Genomic DNA, 15,304 nt, shown 5'->3' with positions numbered 1-15,304 from the left:
GAATGTGTCTGTTCTTGTTGTGTCATAGGAGCCGGGCACGCACCGCAGCCAGCTCGACGTGCAGCCGCTGCAGGGCCAGGTTCTGGTCCACGCGCTTGGCGATCTGGCTTTCTTTGCCAGCCAGGGCCCGCAAGCGGGCGGCCTCCGCCTCCAGTCGCTGGTGTTCGATCAAGGCGATCCGCCGCATGGCGGCCTGGTCGGGTGTGGGGTCCGTACGGAAGTGCCCTGTCACTCGGGCTACCTGGGCGGCCAACAGGGTGTCCATCCAGCCTTGGTAGAGCGCCTTCAGGTCTTGCTGAGGCTGCTGCCCAAGCGCCAAGGCATCCAACAGCCCGTCCGGCACCTCGTCGCTGAGCTGAAAGCTCACAACATCACCGTCCAAGACCACTCGCCCCGCCTCGTTCTGTGCCGTGCGCTTGTGCGAGAGGCTCATGACTACCGTGTCCGGCGTCCTGACGATCAGCAGCACCGGGTAAGGCACGGCCCGATGCACGAGCTCGACCAGGCGCTGCAGCTGCGCCGGTTGGGCGTGGGTGGCGCGCACCGCCATGCTGAGCACGGCAAGCTCCAGATACTCCCGCACCTCGTCCCGCCAGAGCGGAATGGCAGCCGTCGCGGGCTTGATGGCGGCCAGCCAGTGAGCCTCTTCGATGCCGTCCGTGAGCAGGCGGCGGTCGGTGGCAGTGGCACCGCCGTGCTCTGCCAGCATCTTCTTGGGCACGCGCTGGTCCACCCGGCAACTTGCCGGAAGTGCAAGGGAATGGATCAGCGCATCGAGCAACATTACGCGGAACCAGCTGGGCGCGTCGCCTGCGTCCAGTCAGATGTGAAGTGATGACGCACAGGCACCAACTGCGCAGGCAGGCAAGCTTCGCAAGTCAGCCCAAGGTATGCGGCAGCGCGAGTCGTACCGACGTAGATGAACTTGTCGAACAACTCTGGATGTAGCTCTGCCAAACGATCAACCCCCAAGAAGAAGACCGCCTCAAACTCCAGCCCCTTGATGTGCTGGATGTCGAATACACGCACGCTACTTTCTTGGCCGACGATTTTTCCTTCCGTGCAGGCCGTTACGGGAATGTTGTGTTCACCGAGCAATGCCTCAAGCGCCTTCGCAGTGGTTTCGACGTCAACCTCGCTGTTGACGAAAATCGCGATAGACGGGAGCTGTCCTACAAACCGCTCGATGTCCGCAATGCGAGCCGCAAGCCACTCCATAGTGCTGAGCTGCGAGCTGTTCTCCAGCAGCACCGGAGATACCATGTCGTTATCGACCTCGGCAGGCAAGCTGACGCTTTGCGCTGTCCCACCCACAGTACGTATGATGTCGCGAGCGAGGTCGTTGAGCTGTCTGGACTGCCGGTAGGCCACCGTAACCTCACGGACCTCCAAACCTGGCAAGCTCCACGCAAGCGCTTCTGGCGTACGAGTGCCCCATGTTGTAAGTCGCTGATTGAAGTCGCCGCAGGCAAACACCGAGCGGGTTCGCGGGTGCGCCAGCGCATTCATGCAAGCGAGCTGAAGCGGGGAGAAGTCGGTGGCTTCGTCCACCAACACCTGATGCCGGTAGCAACCCATCACAGCCTTTAGAGGTGCCCACTGCGGGCTCTCGAGGGATCGCAGGATGGCCTGTCGGTCAAGCAACTCACTGCCGGCTTTCAGCGTGGCGAGCAAGATGACATCCAGCTCCAGCGGGTGCACGTCCCGCTGATCGAAGCCACTCGGTTGGTACCAAGCGCCCGCACCTTGTCGCTCACGCCGGAAAGTGCGATAGCGCTTTCCCACCCCGTCGATGTAGCGGCGAACAGGCGTTACAAAACGACGCGCGGCCGCCTGCAGTACCAACTTGTTTCCAATGTCGATGAGGTCGCTCTGCGGCAATACTCGATCACCCAGCCATTCGACGATCCTGCCGATACGGCTGACCTTGCTCAGCGCCCTTTTCGTGGCGGCGCTCCGCGACAACGCTCGAAGAGCCTGGTAATACTCGTTTGTAGCGGCCTGAACACCTACCTTGATGGATTGAACATCTTCCTCATCATCCGATTCAACATCGTCAGCTTCATCCACTTCGACCTGTTGCAAAGTCTCAAGGAATGCGGCGAACTCGGTGACGAAGTCTCGGTTTGTCTGCAGTTGTGCAACCAAGGCAGAGCGGAGTCGCTGTTCAATCTCATCCTTGAACCTAGCAACGAAAGCCTGAATCCTAGGTAGCTCAGCAGCGAAGCTGCTCAAGGTAGCGGGCCAGTGCTGGTGGTCGCTGAGCACGTTTGCCAAGCTCTCTCCCAACTCCCTGGCTTGCTGAATGCTGGATGGACGCAGCGCCTCGGCCGCCCCTATCAGTTCTTGCAGATATGCTCCCCGCTGCCAACCATCGAAGTCGGTGAACCACTCCTCTTGATTGGCGACTGTTCCGTCCTGCAAGCTAACCAGGCCAGGCTTTTGAACGAAAGTGCCACCTCCCGTCGCAGTTCTCAGAATGCCAAAAGTTTGACGGCACAGATCGCGCCGATGATCGTCCCATGTGCGGAGGTTCTGTTCCGACGCCGGCACGAGCTCACGATTGAAGGCTTCTTTCAGGTACTGCTTGAGAAGCTCGGTAGGCGTGAACATGAGCCAACTGCGCTCATGTGACAGACCTTGGGCCAAAGCCACTTCCTGCACCACACGCTGCTCGTCGTCATCGAGATAATGGACACCCAACTTCTGTCCCAAACGACGGATCAAGGTCGTGGTTTTGCCAGTTCCGGGTGGCCCCAGCAGTACCACTTTATGCGACAGTGGAAGCCGAAAGATTTCGTCCTGGAACTTGTCAAGAATCGGTTGGTCGCGCAGCCCCATTCGCGTAACGACGCTCCGGCGAATGCCTTCAACCATCGTCGCCTTCCTGGCCTCTGCAGAGAGAATCTGGTCGAGAAGGTCTTGCCCACTGTGCGTTGCCTGCTCCGCATGCAAGAGCGCCCGCATTGACTCGATGGTGACACTGGGCAGTTCTTCGCGTTGAACGATGGAAAACGCGTCCCATGCACCGTTAGCCTCAGTTGGGCGCAGGCCGGCCTTCGAGACAACGATCCACGTCTGCCCGTCGGGCGCAACGAACTCGTCGCCGACCGGGATGGATGCAAGACGCCCCCACTTAGTCAAGTAGCTGACGACTCCCCGCTCAGCCATCCCTTGGTCAGCTCGGCAGAAGAAGCGCGTGTGCAGCGTCCCGCCTTCGTCCTCAACAACGACCCGAGAAACAATCGGTTCCTTGCTCAGCCGTTCATATGCAGCCCGATTCTGCTGATTGACTTGCCCAAGGTTCCGCAGCGCAGCTTCGGAAACAGAGCCCGGCACCAACGTGTTTGCACTTGGCCCTCTCGGGTCTTGCAGCCACGCGCGTGCAGCCATCGCCACCTCTTGGAGCTTGTCCAAGACCTCTTGCGCTATGGGCGCCAAGGTGTTCTGTTCTACCTTGCTCAATCTCCCCTCCTATGTAGATTCCAGCTCTTCTGTTCTGGAAGCAGAACCATGAACGCCAGCACCTCGAAGTCGCTCGCACCAGCGAACTCGCCCTTCATGGCGTGCGTGCCGCCCGACGCGAACAGGCTGGCCACAGCACGCTCTTCAGCCTTGCCAACAACCGAGGCTATGGCCGCCGCCAATAGCTTCTGCGCATGGCGCATGTCCTCGCCTTGGCGGGTCTGCCGGTCGAAGCGGGCGCACGCGCCCTCGTCCGGCAACTCACGTCCGAGCGCCGCGCGCTTGAGCCGGTCCATGATGCGCTTGGCCTGTGGGTAAGGCAGCAAGACGGCGCCATCGTCGCCCACATGCACCAGGTAGACCGGTGCCAGCGGGTAGTCCGACGCCGCGCCCTTGGTCGCAGCCGCGCCCTCGGCCCGCAGACAGAAGACGACGCCAGGCGAAATGTCGGCGTCGATGGTGGACGTGACGGCATAGGTGCCAAGCGGCGCCTCTTCCAGCACGCCAGGGTGCTCCTTCAGGAACTCGGCCAGGTCGATGCGAAAGTCGGTCAGCGTCAGGTCAGTGATGGAGACGCCGCTGGAGAGGTCTTCGATGTCGATGACCGTGTCCTGCAGCTTCAGCAACTGCTTGCGCCGGTACTCCAGGTCGTTCATCGGATTGCCTGACTGCTGCTCGATCAGGTTCTCTTCGCCGGTAGCCGACACGTCCAGCAGCACCATGCGGCCGCTGACACGCTGCTCCAGGCCGATGTACTCCTCCAGCTCCATGTTGGGCCAGAAGTTGACGAGCTGGACGCTCTGGTTCGGCGAGCCGATGCGGTCCACGCGCCCGAAGCGCTGAATGATGCGCACCGGGTTCCAGTGAATGTCGTAGTTGATGAGCCAGTCGCAGTCCTGCAAGTTCTGGCCTTCGGAGATGCAATCGGTGGCAATCAGCAGGTCGATTTCGCCCTCTTCAGCCAGCTCGGCCGGGCGCTCCTTGGAGCGCGGGGCGAAGGCGGAAAGGATGCTGCTCATGCTCTTGCGCAAGCCGGGCAGCGTCGACTGGATGCCCGCTGATCCGGTCACCAGCCCAGCATCGAGCCCCAGCTTCTCCTTCGCCCACGGCGCCAACTGGGCGTAGAGGTACTGCGCCGTGTCGGAGAACGCGGTGAAGACGATGATCTTGCGGTTCGCTTTGCCCCCCACCACGTTGATGGGCTCGCGGCATTTGCGCTCAATCACTTCGCGCAGCTTGGCCAGCTTGGCATCGCGGGCCGCGTCCACCTGTTGGGCAGCCTGGAGCAGGTTGTCCAGCCGGTTGCGATCCTCGACGAGGTCCTGCTTCCAGCGGTGCAGGTCCACATCGCTGAGCAGCACCTTGACCTTACGGCCTACCAGCAACTGCTCGAAGACCGGATCGTCGATGTCGACGTCGGCAATATCCAGCTCTTCGACCTCGCCGGCATCCGAAGCATGCTCCTCGATCCGGGCCAGCGTGGTCTCTACATCCTTGAGTTGACGCTGGATGGTCAGCGCGAACGAGGAGACCGCGCTCTCCATGCGCTTCAGCACATTGACGCGCAGCAGGTGGATCAGACTCTCCTCACGGTCTGCCTGGCGGAAGATGCTCTCGCCACCGCGGATTTCGGTGCTGTACTTGGCGTCATACGCCGCTGCCTTGTGGGGCAGGACGTAGCGCATCGGCGCATAGGAGGCCAGGTTGAGCCGTCGAATCTCGAGGTTGATGTCGCGGATGGCCCGGAACTGACCTGCGGTATCGACATCGGCCTTGATGTTGATAGGCGCGCGACGCTCCGGGAAGCGCCCCGTCTCCTCAGTGCCGTAGTAGCGTTCGATGTGCCGGCGAGACCGCGCAATGGTCAGATGGTCCAGCAGGGTGAAGTAGTCGAAGCCCAGCATCTCGACCAGGCGGCCGGGGACACGCTCTTCCTCGGGCAACTCCAACCAGCGGTTGAACTGAATCTGGGCCTTGCGGGTCGTCTGCTCGATGCTCGCAATGCCGTGGTCTTGCAGGGCGGTGTCGTCCCCCTCGGTGGCGAAGGCGATCTGGTTGCGCAGGTCGGACAGGCGGTTGTTGACCGGCGTGGCCGACAGCATCAGCACCCGGGTCTTGACCCCCTCGCGGATGATCTTGCGCATCAGCCGGTGGTAGCGAGTCTCGGAACCTTGCTTGGGGGACTTCTTGTTGCGGAAGTTGTGCGACTCGTCGATGACGACCAAGTCGTAGTTGCCCCAGTTCACATGTGCCAGGTCGATGTCGCCGGACTGCCCCCCATCACGAGAGAGGTCGGTGTGGTTCAGGACGTCGTAGTTGAGCCGGTCGGCAGCCAGGATGTTGCGGCGGTCGTTGGCCTTGTAGAGCGTCCAGTTGTCGCGCAGACGCTTGGGCGCCAGCACCAGAACCCGGTCATTCCGCAGCTCGTGGTACTTGATGATGGCCAGCGCCTCGAAGGTCTTACCCAGCCCCACTGAGTCGGCAATGATGCAGCCGCCGAAGCGGGCCAGCTTGTCAATGGCGCCCACGACGCCGTCGCGCTGGAACTTGAAGAGCTTCTTCCAGATGACGGTGTTGCGGATGCCAGTGGCCGCCTTGACGATCCGGTCCTCGTCCAGCGCCTCGTCGCGATTGCCGAGCAGGTGATGCAGGATCAGCGCGTACACCTCGAAGGGTGCTCGGTGCGCCGCCATGCCCTTGAGAGCGTCGACCAGGCTCTGCGCCCCGTCAGGCTGGTGCCGCAGCGCACTCCATTGCTGGTCGAACCAGCGCGCCAGTGTGCGAGCCTCCTCCGGCGATTCCGAGGCCTGGATCAGGTTCAAGGGGTTGCCTGGAGCCAAGCCTAAGCCTTCGGAGCTGAGTGCAAACGAGCCCAGGACTACCTGCGCGGGCTCATCGCCGGCGCCGGTCAGCACTGCGGCGCCTTGCGGCACTCGGCCATGCGCGCGGCGCACCTCTGCCTTCTGCGTTAGCCATTGGGCGCACTGGTTCGCCAGCCATCGAGCTTGCAGGCGGTTCCGATGCGCGCGGTCACCCTCCCCGCCAAGCAGCTCCAACTGCTCGTTGTCAGCAGGCAGGACAAGTTGCACCTGTCCCAGCCCATTCAAGGCTTCGCGAAGCTCTGCGAAGGCATGCAGCGAAAACGAGGGCGTGACACAGCCCAGCCTGCTGCCTGACACCAAGTGCGGCAGCAGCAGGTCGATCACGCGGTCTGAGCCGCTGTTTTGCACCAGCTTCATGAACTCTCCCTCCTGTTTCTCAGCCCCCTAGCTGATCCCTGCACCAGGCTCAGGCTGGCTAGAAGCTGCCTGAGCGTCGATCCAACGGTCGATGTCCGCACGCTTGAAGCGCCAGGTCGTTCCCACCTTGAACCCAGGCAGCTTGCGGTCCACGGCCAGCCGGTAGACGGTGCGCTGGTTCACGCGCAGGTAGTCGGCGACTTCCTTCACGGTCATGACGCTGTCGGTCGCGGTGTTCATGGCAAAAAGAGGGGTACAGGGGGAGAAGCCAGTGTAAGGGAGTACAAGGCAGACCAACGCCGCACAATCCGCAGGGGCTGGTGTCAGCCTCTTGATTTCGGACGGCCGAAGATGCCGCCAGAGGACTCCGACTGCCCGAGTCGTCGCGCGCTTTCCCGGCGGTTGAGGCCTGGCCATCCATCCAGCGGCCGGCGTCGAGGTCCATTCAGAACCTGATCGCCTGCGCCGAGATCAGCGCGCCGGTGAGCGCGCTCAGCCAAATACGCGGCCGATGCCACCTGCTGCGAGAACAGGCAACGCAGAGCGGGCTGCAGCCCTGCATGCACTCAAGAGGCAGTGCCCGCCTCGATTTCAGCAAGTCGCTTGGCGTTCTGGTGACGCAACCGACCGTGCACAGCACCGGCTGCGGGTCGCTGCTTGAGCTTGATGTCGACAGGGGGCGCGCTGCGCGTGTCAGCTTTCGGGATGCGCAGGCGCTTGTCGAGCCAAGCGTAAAACACATCGGGATGCCAGAAGACCCTGTTGCCAATGCACGCCGGCGCCGGCATGCCTTCGTCCTCAATCCAGTTTTCGATGGTGCGGGTGGTCACACCGAAGAGGTTGGCGACATCCTCTTTGGCAAGCGGGGTGAAAGGAGCGTGGTGGTCCATCTGGGTTGGCGACGAGTTGCTGATCCACCGTATAGGCTCGCTTGGAGCATCATGATTTCAAGAAGGTCCCAGACGTTGCGAATCTCGGCCCGTTCAGAGTCCTTTTTTCGAGCCTGCCATCGCGCGCATTACTACCCAGGGCAATCCTGCGGCATGCGCCGCAGAGCTATCGGCAAGTGGTGCGACATGCGCTCCTGGCGACGTGTCTGGCTGCCCCTCGAGTTGACAGACGTATGAACGGCTGGCCTCGGCCCGTCCTTCAGCGCAGCAATCCGCGATCCACCGAGAGCGCAACGTCGGCGCGGATTCAGTGGGTAAACAGTCGCCACGGCACCTTTGTGAAGGCGCGCGAATCCGGGTGAAGACGGCAGGCCAAGAGCGCCAAGTCATTGATTTGCATAACCACTATACTGTCGGAGGAACACCCAAACCCGCACGGCCTGTGCATATTGGCTGGAGTCTTCTGGCTGATGCGCCTGTGAACACCGAATTCCTAAAACCTCGCCTGGTCGGCAAACGATTCGACGCACACTCGATACCCGTGGAGGTCCTGAAGGACTGGGCGGCGTTCGAGGGTCTTATCGTGGAAGTCGCGCGGTGGCTGTATCTAGAGCAGTTTCCCCGCCGCAAGCGGACGCCCAGAGGGTTCACGCAGAATTTCGCCCTTCACCTGACGCAGGTGGAGGCCGGCAGTGCCGTTCCGGTACTGGAGCGACCGCTGCCTCAGGGCAGCTTGATCCATGATGCATTCTCCGAGTGGTTCGACAAGGCCAGAGACCGCGTCCTGGACACTATCGACGCAGCCTCAAAAGGCCAGTCCGTCGATGACCTGCTGCCGAAGCCGCTACTAGCTTACTTTGACCAGTTCGGCCGCTTCCTGCGGGAAGACGAACGGGTCGAGTTCACGCGGGCGACCGCTGCGAACGATGTCGTCGTCTACGACAACCGGGTGCGCAAGACCCTGGTACTGAAGTCCGCCGCAGTGTATCGAACGGAAGAATCAGTTCGCGGGTCCATGTCTGAACTGAACCTGGAGAACAAGACCTTCACGCTCAAGCTCATCAGCGGTGAGAAGGTGATTGGCCATTTCAGTGACGAGCTGCGGGACGCAGCGCATAGCGCTCTCGGTGCCTACGGCGAGTCCTTGGTGATGGTCGAAGGCGCCATGGTCCGAGACCAATCTGACAATCGGAAGCGCATCGAGCAGGTGACGCGCATTGAGCCGCTGGACCCCCTCGACGTTCCCGCACGGCTGGAGAGCCTCGCACTGCTCCGCGATGGCTGGATGGAAGGGCAAAGCTTGCGTCCGGTGCCGTCTGGCCTTGTCTGGCTGTCTAAGGCTTGGGCAGAGGCATGGCCTGACGAGGTTGCGCTGCCTTACGCCTACCCCACCCCGGAAGGCGGCGTGCAGTTCGAGTGGAGCACTGCAGAGGCATCGTTGACGGCTGAGCTTGACTTGAACACCCACGTTGCCGAAGTGCTGGTATCGCGCACGTCCGATGGGGAGGTCATCGAAGAAGCTACCTTGCATCTCGATGCGGCTGACCGGTGGGAGGCTCTGGTTGGCCTAGTTCGGCGATACAGCAAAGCGCAAAACGGCACAGCATGACGAACGAACAGCACCTTTTGCACCGACAAGTGAATCCGTCGTGGGTGCAGGAAGGCCGGGTGAGCAGCCAAGCCTTCAATCCAACGCCTAAGGATTCGGGCCTGCTTTCGGTGTACGACGATGCCCTGATGAAGCCGGAAGCCAGCTTTCACCACTACACGACGACCCTGGGATTCAAGGCGGTCGGCACCGTGTCGGTAAGCGAGGACGAGGTCGGTGGCGTCGGTCTGAGCTGGCGCCCGGACCCCGAGCCCTTTCCCGCGCACGCTGTCATCGACTACACGACGCTTGGCTCGGCCAGCAAGGTAAAGGCCAAGGCACAGGCCTTGGCGGAGCGCGCCAGGGCGCGCGGCTGGACCTACGAACAGCCCTGAACGGGGAGCGCTGTAGGCCCGTCTGTAGTCGCAGGTAGCACCTCGCCGACAGGGGCAATCCTGCGGCCAAGCCCCACGGAGCCGGCAGCCACACAAGCGCGACATGCGCATCAGGCGACGTGCCTGGTTGGCGTTCGCGATGGCCGCCGCAGCGGCTGCGACTGCTGGCCTCAACCCTTCCTTCAGCGCAGCGATCCGCGACCCGTCAACAGCTCAGCGTCGATGCATATCCCAGTGGGTAAACAGTGGCTACGGTACCTTCGTGAAGGCACGCGAAACCGAGCGAAGACCGCAGGCCAACAGCGCTAAGTCATTGATTCACTTAGGCGCTATACTGACTGTGGAACACGTAGAAGCCCCATTTTTGGCAGCCAACCCGTTCGGGACGTAGAGGCCGGAGGTTCGAATCCTCTCACCCCGACCAGAATTTCCCTTTCAATCAAGGACAGCACAAGCCGCGTACACCGCGGCTTTTGTGTTTCTGGCGCCCCTTGATATCACAACCAGAGCGCACTAAAAGGCGCTCAAAAGGCGCTCAAAATCACTGTATATAAATACAGTTTTATGCCAGAATCTGCCCAAGTTTCGCCCCCGCACCACATCTTCTGGCAGAACAGGATGCTGACCAAATCCACCATGGCCATCACGGGCCTCACCCTCACCCTGATCGCAAGCAACGTCACGTGGGCGACGCATGCGTTCTACCAGGATGTGGCACTGCGGCATTGGCAGCAATCGGCAGACGACACGACTTCATTGTTGAATCAAGCGCTGTCGGTGCTGCCCGTCGCGGCAGACGAGGAAGCATCGCAGCATGAAGTCATCGCCGCGGCCCAGCGGGCAGGCGCGGCAACCGCGCCCTATGAGAAAGGTGGCTACATCTGGGTGGAAAGCCTGGGCATGAAGTTCAATGCCCAGGGTCGTCTCGTCAGTGTCGCCACCGGCGATCTAGATCAAGACACTGAACCAGCCCATGGCGAGGACATCCGCATGGAAAGCGGCACGGTGGCCTCGCGCACGGGCATGGCTCCCGGCTCGATGTAGGCGCCTTCAACCCAGCGCTTCAACCTCGGCTGGGGCGGCTTCCATCTCGTCCCGAAGCGCACCGCCCTGCTGGCCCATGGCTGCAGGCGGCCCCTTCAACTCGGCAAACACATCCCGGATCGAGCGGCGCGAGCGGTTCGTCCAGTCCTTGGGCAAGGTACCCAACATGGTGTCGAACATGCCTGAGGCGCTCAGCCGGGTGGGCTGCTTGAACGTGACCACGCCCGTCTCGCCATCGAAGGTGGCCACGCCAGCATCCACCAGCGCCTGCACCTTCTCTATCGTCTCCGGAAGCCTGTTCACGCCGATCCGGCTGTCCTTGTAAATCTCGATGGTCTTCGAACTGGCGGACACGACCCTGGCCTTCGCCTTGTCGAGCTTGCTGAACTTGGCAGCACGAGACAGCATGAACAGGCCCTCAGGGTTGAACTGGAACACATCGATGCCGGCGAACTCCAGCACGGCCCTGACCGGCGCCAGATACGCTGCCACCAGTTCACCAGGGCCCGCAGCATAAGGCTCGCGCAGGGCCTGGTTGGCCACATCGTACCGGCCAGCCTCACGTGCCCATTCGATGAACACCTGCTCGATCAACTGGGCGTGCTCTCGGTTCATCCACGTGCCGGCCGAGGTGAACACCAGCGCCACAGACCAAAATGGCTTGTCCTTGTCCTTGTCCGACGTATCGGCAACGTTCGGCGTGGCCCCCATGTGCCCTACAAACAAGAACCGTTGGTTCGGCGTGGCCTTCAGGAAATCGTCGGCCAGCAGCATGTAGACGCAGGCCGTGCCGAGCTTGTCACTTCCCGCCTTGCGCCACTTGAGGAACGCCTCCCGGCTCATCCGCCAGACACGTCCGTCCCATCCTGTTGCCGTGATCTCTCGAACACCCTCTTGGCCGGTGGCCTCTACTCGCACGCACTTCGTCATCGCGAGATTATCAGTTGACTTGCCAGGCGACCGGTGGCCCGCTTGCATTGTCTTCAAGACTCCGGCAGATCGGCATCCCCTGGCTCGACCTTGCGGACCTGGTCCAGGTGCAACCTGGCGGCGGCATTGTCCGGATCGATGGCGCTCGCCTTGGTGAGCAGGTGCCGGGCCACGTCGAACTGACCTTGCACCAGCCGAAGTCTGCCCAGACCAATGAGCGCATCCGGCGAATCCGGTTCCAACGCCAGCGCCCTCTCGAATGCGGCCGGCGCTTCGGCCAACTCCCCGGCATCCTGGTGCAAAGACCCAAGCACGGCCCAGGCATCCGCATGTTCAGGCAGGTGCCGAAGCAGCTCCCGGATCAGCGCGAAGGCTTCCGGAAAAGCCTTGGTCTCCATCAAGCTGCGGGCCAACCCCACCATCGCGTCAGGGTAGCCCGGACTCAGTTGAAGGGCCCGGCGCAAAATCCCTTCAGCTTCGGCGAAGCGCTGCTGCTTGAGCCGTGCCATGCCCAGGTTGCACAGCGCCTCAGGATATTGGGGCCGCCGCTGCAGCACCTGCTCCAACAACGGCGCGGCCTCATCGGGCCGATGAAGCTCGACCAGGACGGCGCCCAGGTTGGAGGCCGCCTCAAGGTAGTCGGGGTTGTGGTCAAGCGCCTGGCGGTACCAGGCTGCGGCCGCCTCACGGTCCTTGGCCCGCCGCGCAATGCTGCCGAGGTTGTTCAAGGAGCCCGGCGTGCGCGGCTCGATGGCCAGTGCGCGCTCATGGCAGGCCAGGGCCCTGCCATCATCACCAGCGTCAAAGTAGGCGATGCCCAGGTTGGAGTGGGCAGAGGCCATCGAAGGCGACAACGCCACCGCACGCTCGCCATGCCGGATCGCTTCCGGCAGACGTCCGAGCTGGCGGCTCATCTCTGCGATGTTGCTGTGAAAGACCGCCTCGTCGGGCGCCGCGGCGATGGCCCGTTGAATCACATCGACCGCCTTTGCGGGTTGCCCGGCCTGGTAGGCCAACAGGCCCAACAGATGCAAGGCATGGGCATGTTCAGGCTTGGCCTGCAGGATGGTCCGGATGACCCGTTCGGCGTCCTGCAGGCGCCCCGCGCTTTGCAGTTGAGCAGCTCGCTGCATGGCCTGGTCGATGCTCAAGGACTGCGACTGAGCCTGGGCATGCGGCACCTTCTGGCTGTTGGCGCTGAGGGCTTCTGGTTCCGAGGCAGGCAAGGCGTTCGCGCGGGGATTCGCAAGCCCTTCCAATGCCCGCGCCGCCAGATCGATCACGGGCGCCCAATCGCCAAACGTGGATTGTCTGAGGATGCGCATCTGCGGATACCAGGGGCTGTCTTCCCGCCCAGAAAGCCATCGCCACTCGTTGTCGAAACGGTCCAGCATCCAGACCGGCTTGCCCAGGCCGCCCGCCAGGTGGACCAGCGCCGAGTCCACGGAGATGATCAGGTCCAGCTCGGACACCAACGCGGCGGAGTCCGCGAAATCGCCGAGCTCATCCGTCCAGTCCAGCCAGGCCACGCCCTTGGGCACATCGGGGCGCACATCTTCCGGCGCCCACTTCTGAAGGCTGACCCAGGCCACCCGCCTGTCCGCCAGCAGCGGCAACAGCTGGCCCAACTTCAGGCTGCGCCGTGCATCACGGTGATGCTGGGGCCGCCCAGCCCACGCGAGGCCGACACGCAGCCTGTTGGGCGCGGCCGCCTCCAGACGCTCCTTCCAGTACAGGCGGGCCACCGAGGGGGCTCGCAGGTAGGGGACGTCGCTGGGAACGTTGTCGAGCCGGCAGCCGAACGCCTTGGGCAAGGACATCAGGGCGCACTGGACATCCCACCCCGCAGGCGCCGGCAGGCGGGTGAAGCTCACCACATCGTCACCGAACGACCAATCGACCAGGCGCCGGGTCGGGTCCGAGCAGGCAAAGCCCACCTTCCTGAAGCGCCTGGCCAACATGGGCAGGTAGCGCGTGAACTGGAACGTGTCGCCGAAACCCTGTTCCGTGATGACCAGGATGGAGCGCTGTTTGTCCTGGGCTGGTGCAGTGACAGACGCGCCCTCCCACACGGGCAGCGGGCACCCGGGCTTCTTGAGTTGTCCGGCCTGGTACTCCGCCGCCCCAGTCCACCTGGCCTCGTAGTTGGCCCAGCCGGCCTCGAACTGGCCCAGCTTGAGTTGCAACATGCCCAGGTTCAGACGGAACATGGCCAGCTCCGGCCCCAGCTCTACCGCCCGGGCAAAGTCAGCCAAGGCCTCTTCAAGGCGACCCAGGTCTTGCAGAACGAAGCCGCGGCTGTTGTACGCGCCTGCGAACGTCGGCTGAAGTGAGATCGCGCGGTTGAAGCTGGCCAGTGCCTGTTCGAACTGATCAGCCCTGTAATGGGCAATGCCTTCGATGTGAGCCGCCTCTGCTGGCGGGGGTGCGCTGGTCAGCTTGATCGAAGGCTGGAGGGCACCTCTTCCGGGCAGGCTGTCCATCGTGGCGCTCATGTCGCGTGATTGATCAGCAGACCTGGAATGCCAGGCCCGCATGCTTGGTCAAGCGCCCGATGTACCGCTCATCGAACATGGTTGCGGGCGTCCAGAAGCCGCCACCCCGGCCCACCTTGGCACCGTCTTGAACGTGGTCCAGCGCCAAACTCAAGGCTGCCTGGCCCAGCATCTTGCTGGTCGAGCCATAGCCCGGGTCACGGTCCCCCGTGACCTTCACCCGCAGGGTCTGCCCTTGGGCCGATCGCCCAAAGAACCGGATGTCGTAGCGGCCTGTCAACTGCTGCTGCGGGCTGGGCCCCTCACCGGGCTTGGGCAGCACGAATCGCTCCAGCAGGGCCCGCGTGGGCTTGAACACCACGCCCAGCATGAAACCACCCAGTCCGCCCACCACGGCCAGCGCGCCCAGCCGTCCCTTGGCACCGGTGCCCGTCAGCATGCCTTCGTTGTAGGTGAAGTCGGCGCCATACGCCATGCCTGAGAGCGCGTTGGAGCGGAACACCACGCGCTCATTGATGGCGGCCATCACGAAGGGCGCCACCCAGGCGTCGAAGTCCTGGTCGTACAGCGCGCTGCTGACAGGCTTCTGGCGAGAGGTGAAGCCATGCGCCTCAGGGCACAGCGAGTAGGGATTGCGCAGCTCCTTGCGCAAGGCCGGGTCCTTGGTGGCTTCGCTGACCAGGTTGACCATGCTGGCCACGGTGCCGCCCGAGGCCCCGCCCTTCATGCTGCGCACGCGCATCTTGACCTCGGTGGCAGGCACCTGCCACTGCTGGCGGAACTGCTGCTGCAGGAAGTACACCCCCATGTCCGATGGCACGGAGTCGAAGCCGCAACAGTGCACGATGCGCGCGCCCGACTGTTTCGCCGCCTCTTCGTACTTGGCGATCATCCGGCGTATCCACTGGGCTTCGCCGGTGAGGTCGCAATAGTCCACCCCGGTTTCCGCGCAGACCTTGACCAGAGGCTCGCCATACAGCGCATAGGGCCCCACGGTGGACACCACCACGCGCGTCTGGGCGCACATGGCGCGCAACTGGGCCTCATCAGAGGCATCGGCCACGATCACCGGCAGCGACTGGCCCACCGCCCCCAGAGACCGCTTGACTTCGTCGAGCTTGGCCGCCGAGCGGCCGGCGATGGCCCAGCGCACCGGCTCGCGCTGGTCCGCCAGGTACTCGGCCAGGTACTTCGTCAAGATCTGCCCGACAAAGCTGGTGGCGCCGAAGACGACGATGTCGAAGCTGGGAGCGGTCAT

The 15,304-nt window shown here is 63.0% G+C and carries 11 protein-coding genes; 3 read left to right on the top strand and 8 right to left on the bottom strand.

The window, feature by feature from the left end; genetic code table 11:
• Positions 1-22: 22 nt before the first annotated feature.
• The 5 genes from EIP75_RS22085 to EIP75_RS22065 form a co-directional block, all read right to left on the bottom strand.
• Entirely contained in the window at positions 23-784 is a 762-nt protein-coding gene (locus EIP75_RS22085) for a DUF4391 domain-containing protein (protein WP_125245366.1), read from the bottom strand.
• On the bottom strand, positions 784-3,465 hold the full coding sequence (locus EIP75_RS22080) for an ATP-binding domain-containing protein (RefSeq protein WP_125245365.1): 2,682 nt from the start codon (positions 3,463-3,465) through the stop codon (positions 784-786). The genes EIP75_RS22085 and EIP75_RS22080 overlap by 1 nt, the downstream gene beginning before the upstream one ends.
• Positions 3,462-6,704 (bottom strand): helicase-related protein, encoded by a 3,243-nt coding sequence (locus EIP75_RS22075; RefSeq protein ID WP_125245364.1) that lies wholly within the window; start codon positions 6,702-6,704, stop codon positions 3,462-3,464. Before EIP75_RS22075 ends, EIP75_RS22080 begins: the two co-directional genes overlap by 4 nt.
• Before the next feature lie 27 nt (positions 6,705-6,731).
• A complete protein-coding gene (gene mads1 / locus EIP75_RS22070) occupies positions 6,732-6,944 on the bottom strand; it encodes a methylation-associated defense system helix-turn-helix domain-containing protein MAD1 (RefSeq protein WP_125245363.1) in 213 nt (70 codons plus the stop codon).
• A 326-nt stretch (positions 6,945-7,270) separates the two neighbouring features.
• Positions 7,271-7,594 carry a helix-turn-helix transcriptional regulator gene (locus EIP75_RS22065; protein ID WP_125245362.1) on the bottom strand — a complete coding sequence of 108 codons (324 nt, stop codon included), beginning with the start codon at positions 7,592-7,594 and terminating at the stop codon, positions 7,271-7,273.
• A 478-nt stretch (positions 7,595-8,072) separates the two neighbouring features.
• Here EIP75_RS22065 and EIP75_RS22060 point away from each other — a divergent pair, with 478 nt between their 5' ends.
• The 3 genes from EIP75_RS22060 to EIP75_RS22050 all read left to right on the top strand — a co-directional run bounded on the left by EIP75_RS22060 (position 8,073) and on the right by EIP75_RS22050 (position 10,621).
• Positions 8,073-9,203, top strand: a complete 1,131-nt coding sequence (locus EIP75_RS22060) for a hypothetical protein (RefSeq protein ID WP_125245361.1) — start codon at positions 8,073-8,075, stop codon at positions 9,201-9,203.
• On the top strand, positions 9,200-9,577 hold the full coding sequence (locus tag EIP75_RS22055; RefSeq protein WP_125245360.1) for a hypothetical protein: 378 nt from the start codon (positions 9,200-9,202) through the stop codon (positions 9,575-9,577). Before EIP75_RS22060 ends, EIP75_RS22055 begins: the two co-directional genes overlap by 4 nt.
• Before the next feature lie 618 nt (positions 9,578-10,195).
• On the top strand, positions 10,196-10,621 hold the full coding sequence (locus EIP75_RS22050; RefSeq protein WP_125245359.1) for a hypothetical protein: 426 nt from the start codon (positions 10,196-10,198) through the stop codon (positions 10,619-10,621).
• A gap of 6 nt (positions 10,622-10,627) precedes the next feature.
• Here the strand turns inward: EIP75_RS22050 and EIP75_RS22045 are convergent, their stop codons facing one another.
• The 3 genes from EIP75_RS22045 to EIP75_RS22035 are packed head-to-tail and all read right to left on the bottom strand — an operon-like array spanning position 10,628 to position 15,304.
• Positions 10,628-11,608 carry a GIY-YIG nuclease family protein gene (locus tag EIP75_RS22045; RefSeq protein WP_125245358.1) on the bottom strand — a complete coding sequence of 327 codons (981 nt, stop codon included), beginning with the start codon at positions 11,606-11,608 and terminating at the stop codon, positions 10,628-10,630.
• Positions 11,605-14,046 carry a tetratricopeptide repeat protein gene (locus EIP75_RS22040; RefSeq protein WP_158622955.1) on the bottom strand — a complete coding sequence of 814 codons (2,442 nt, stop codon included), beginning with the start codon at positions 14,044-14,046 and terminating at the stop codon, positions 11,605-11,607. Before EIP75_RS22040 ends, EIP75_RS22045 begins: the two co-directional genes overlap by 4 nt.
• A gap of 13 nt (positions 14,047-14,059) precedes the next feature.
• Complete coding sequence (locus tag EIP75_RS22035; protein WP_125245356.1) at positions 14,060-15,304, bottom strand: saccharopine dehydrogenase family protein; 1,245 nt, start codon at positions 15,302-15,304, stop codon at positions 14,060-14,062.

It is taken from the genome of Aquabacterium soli (assembly GCF_003933735.1).
GTDB lineage: Bacteria > Pseudomonadota > Gammaproteobacteria > Burkholderiales > Burkholderiaceae_C > Aquabacterium > Aquabacterium soli.
The sequence above is the reverse complement of the archived record's forward strand: the minus strand, read 5'-3'. Positions and strand labels throughout refer to the sequence as shown.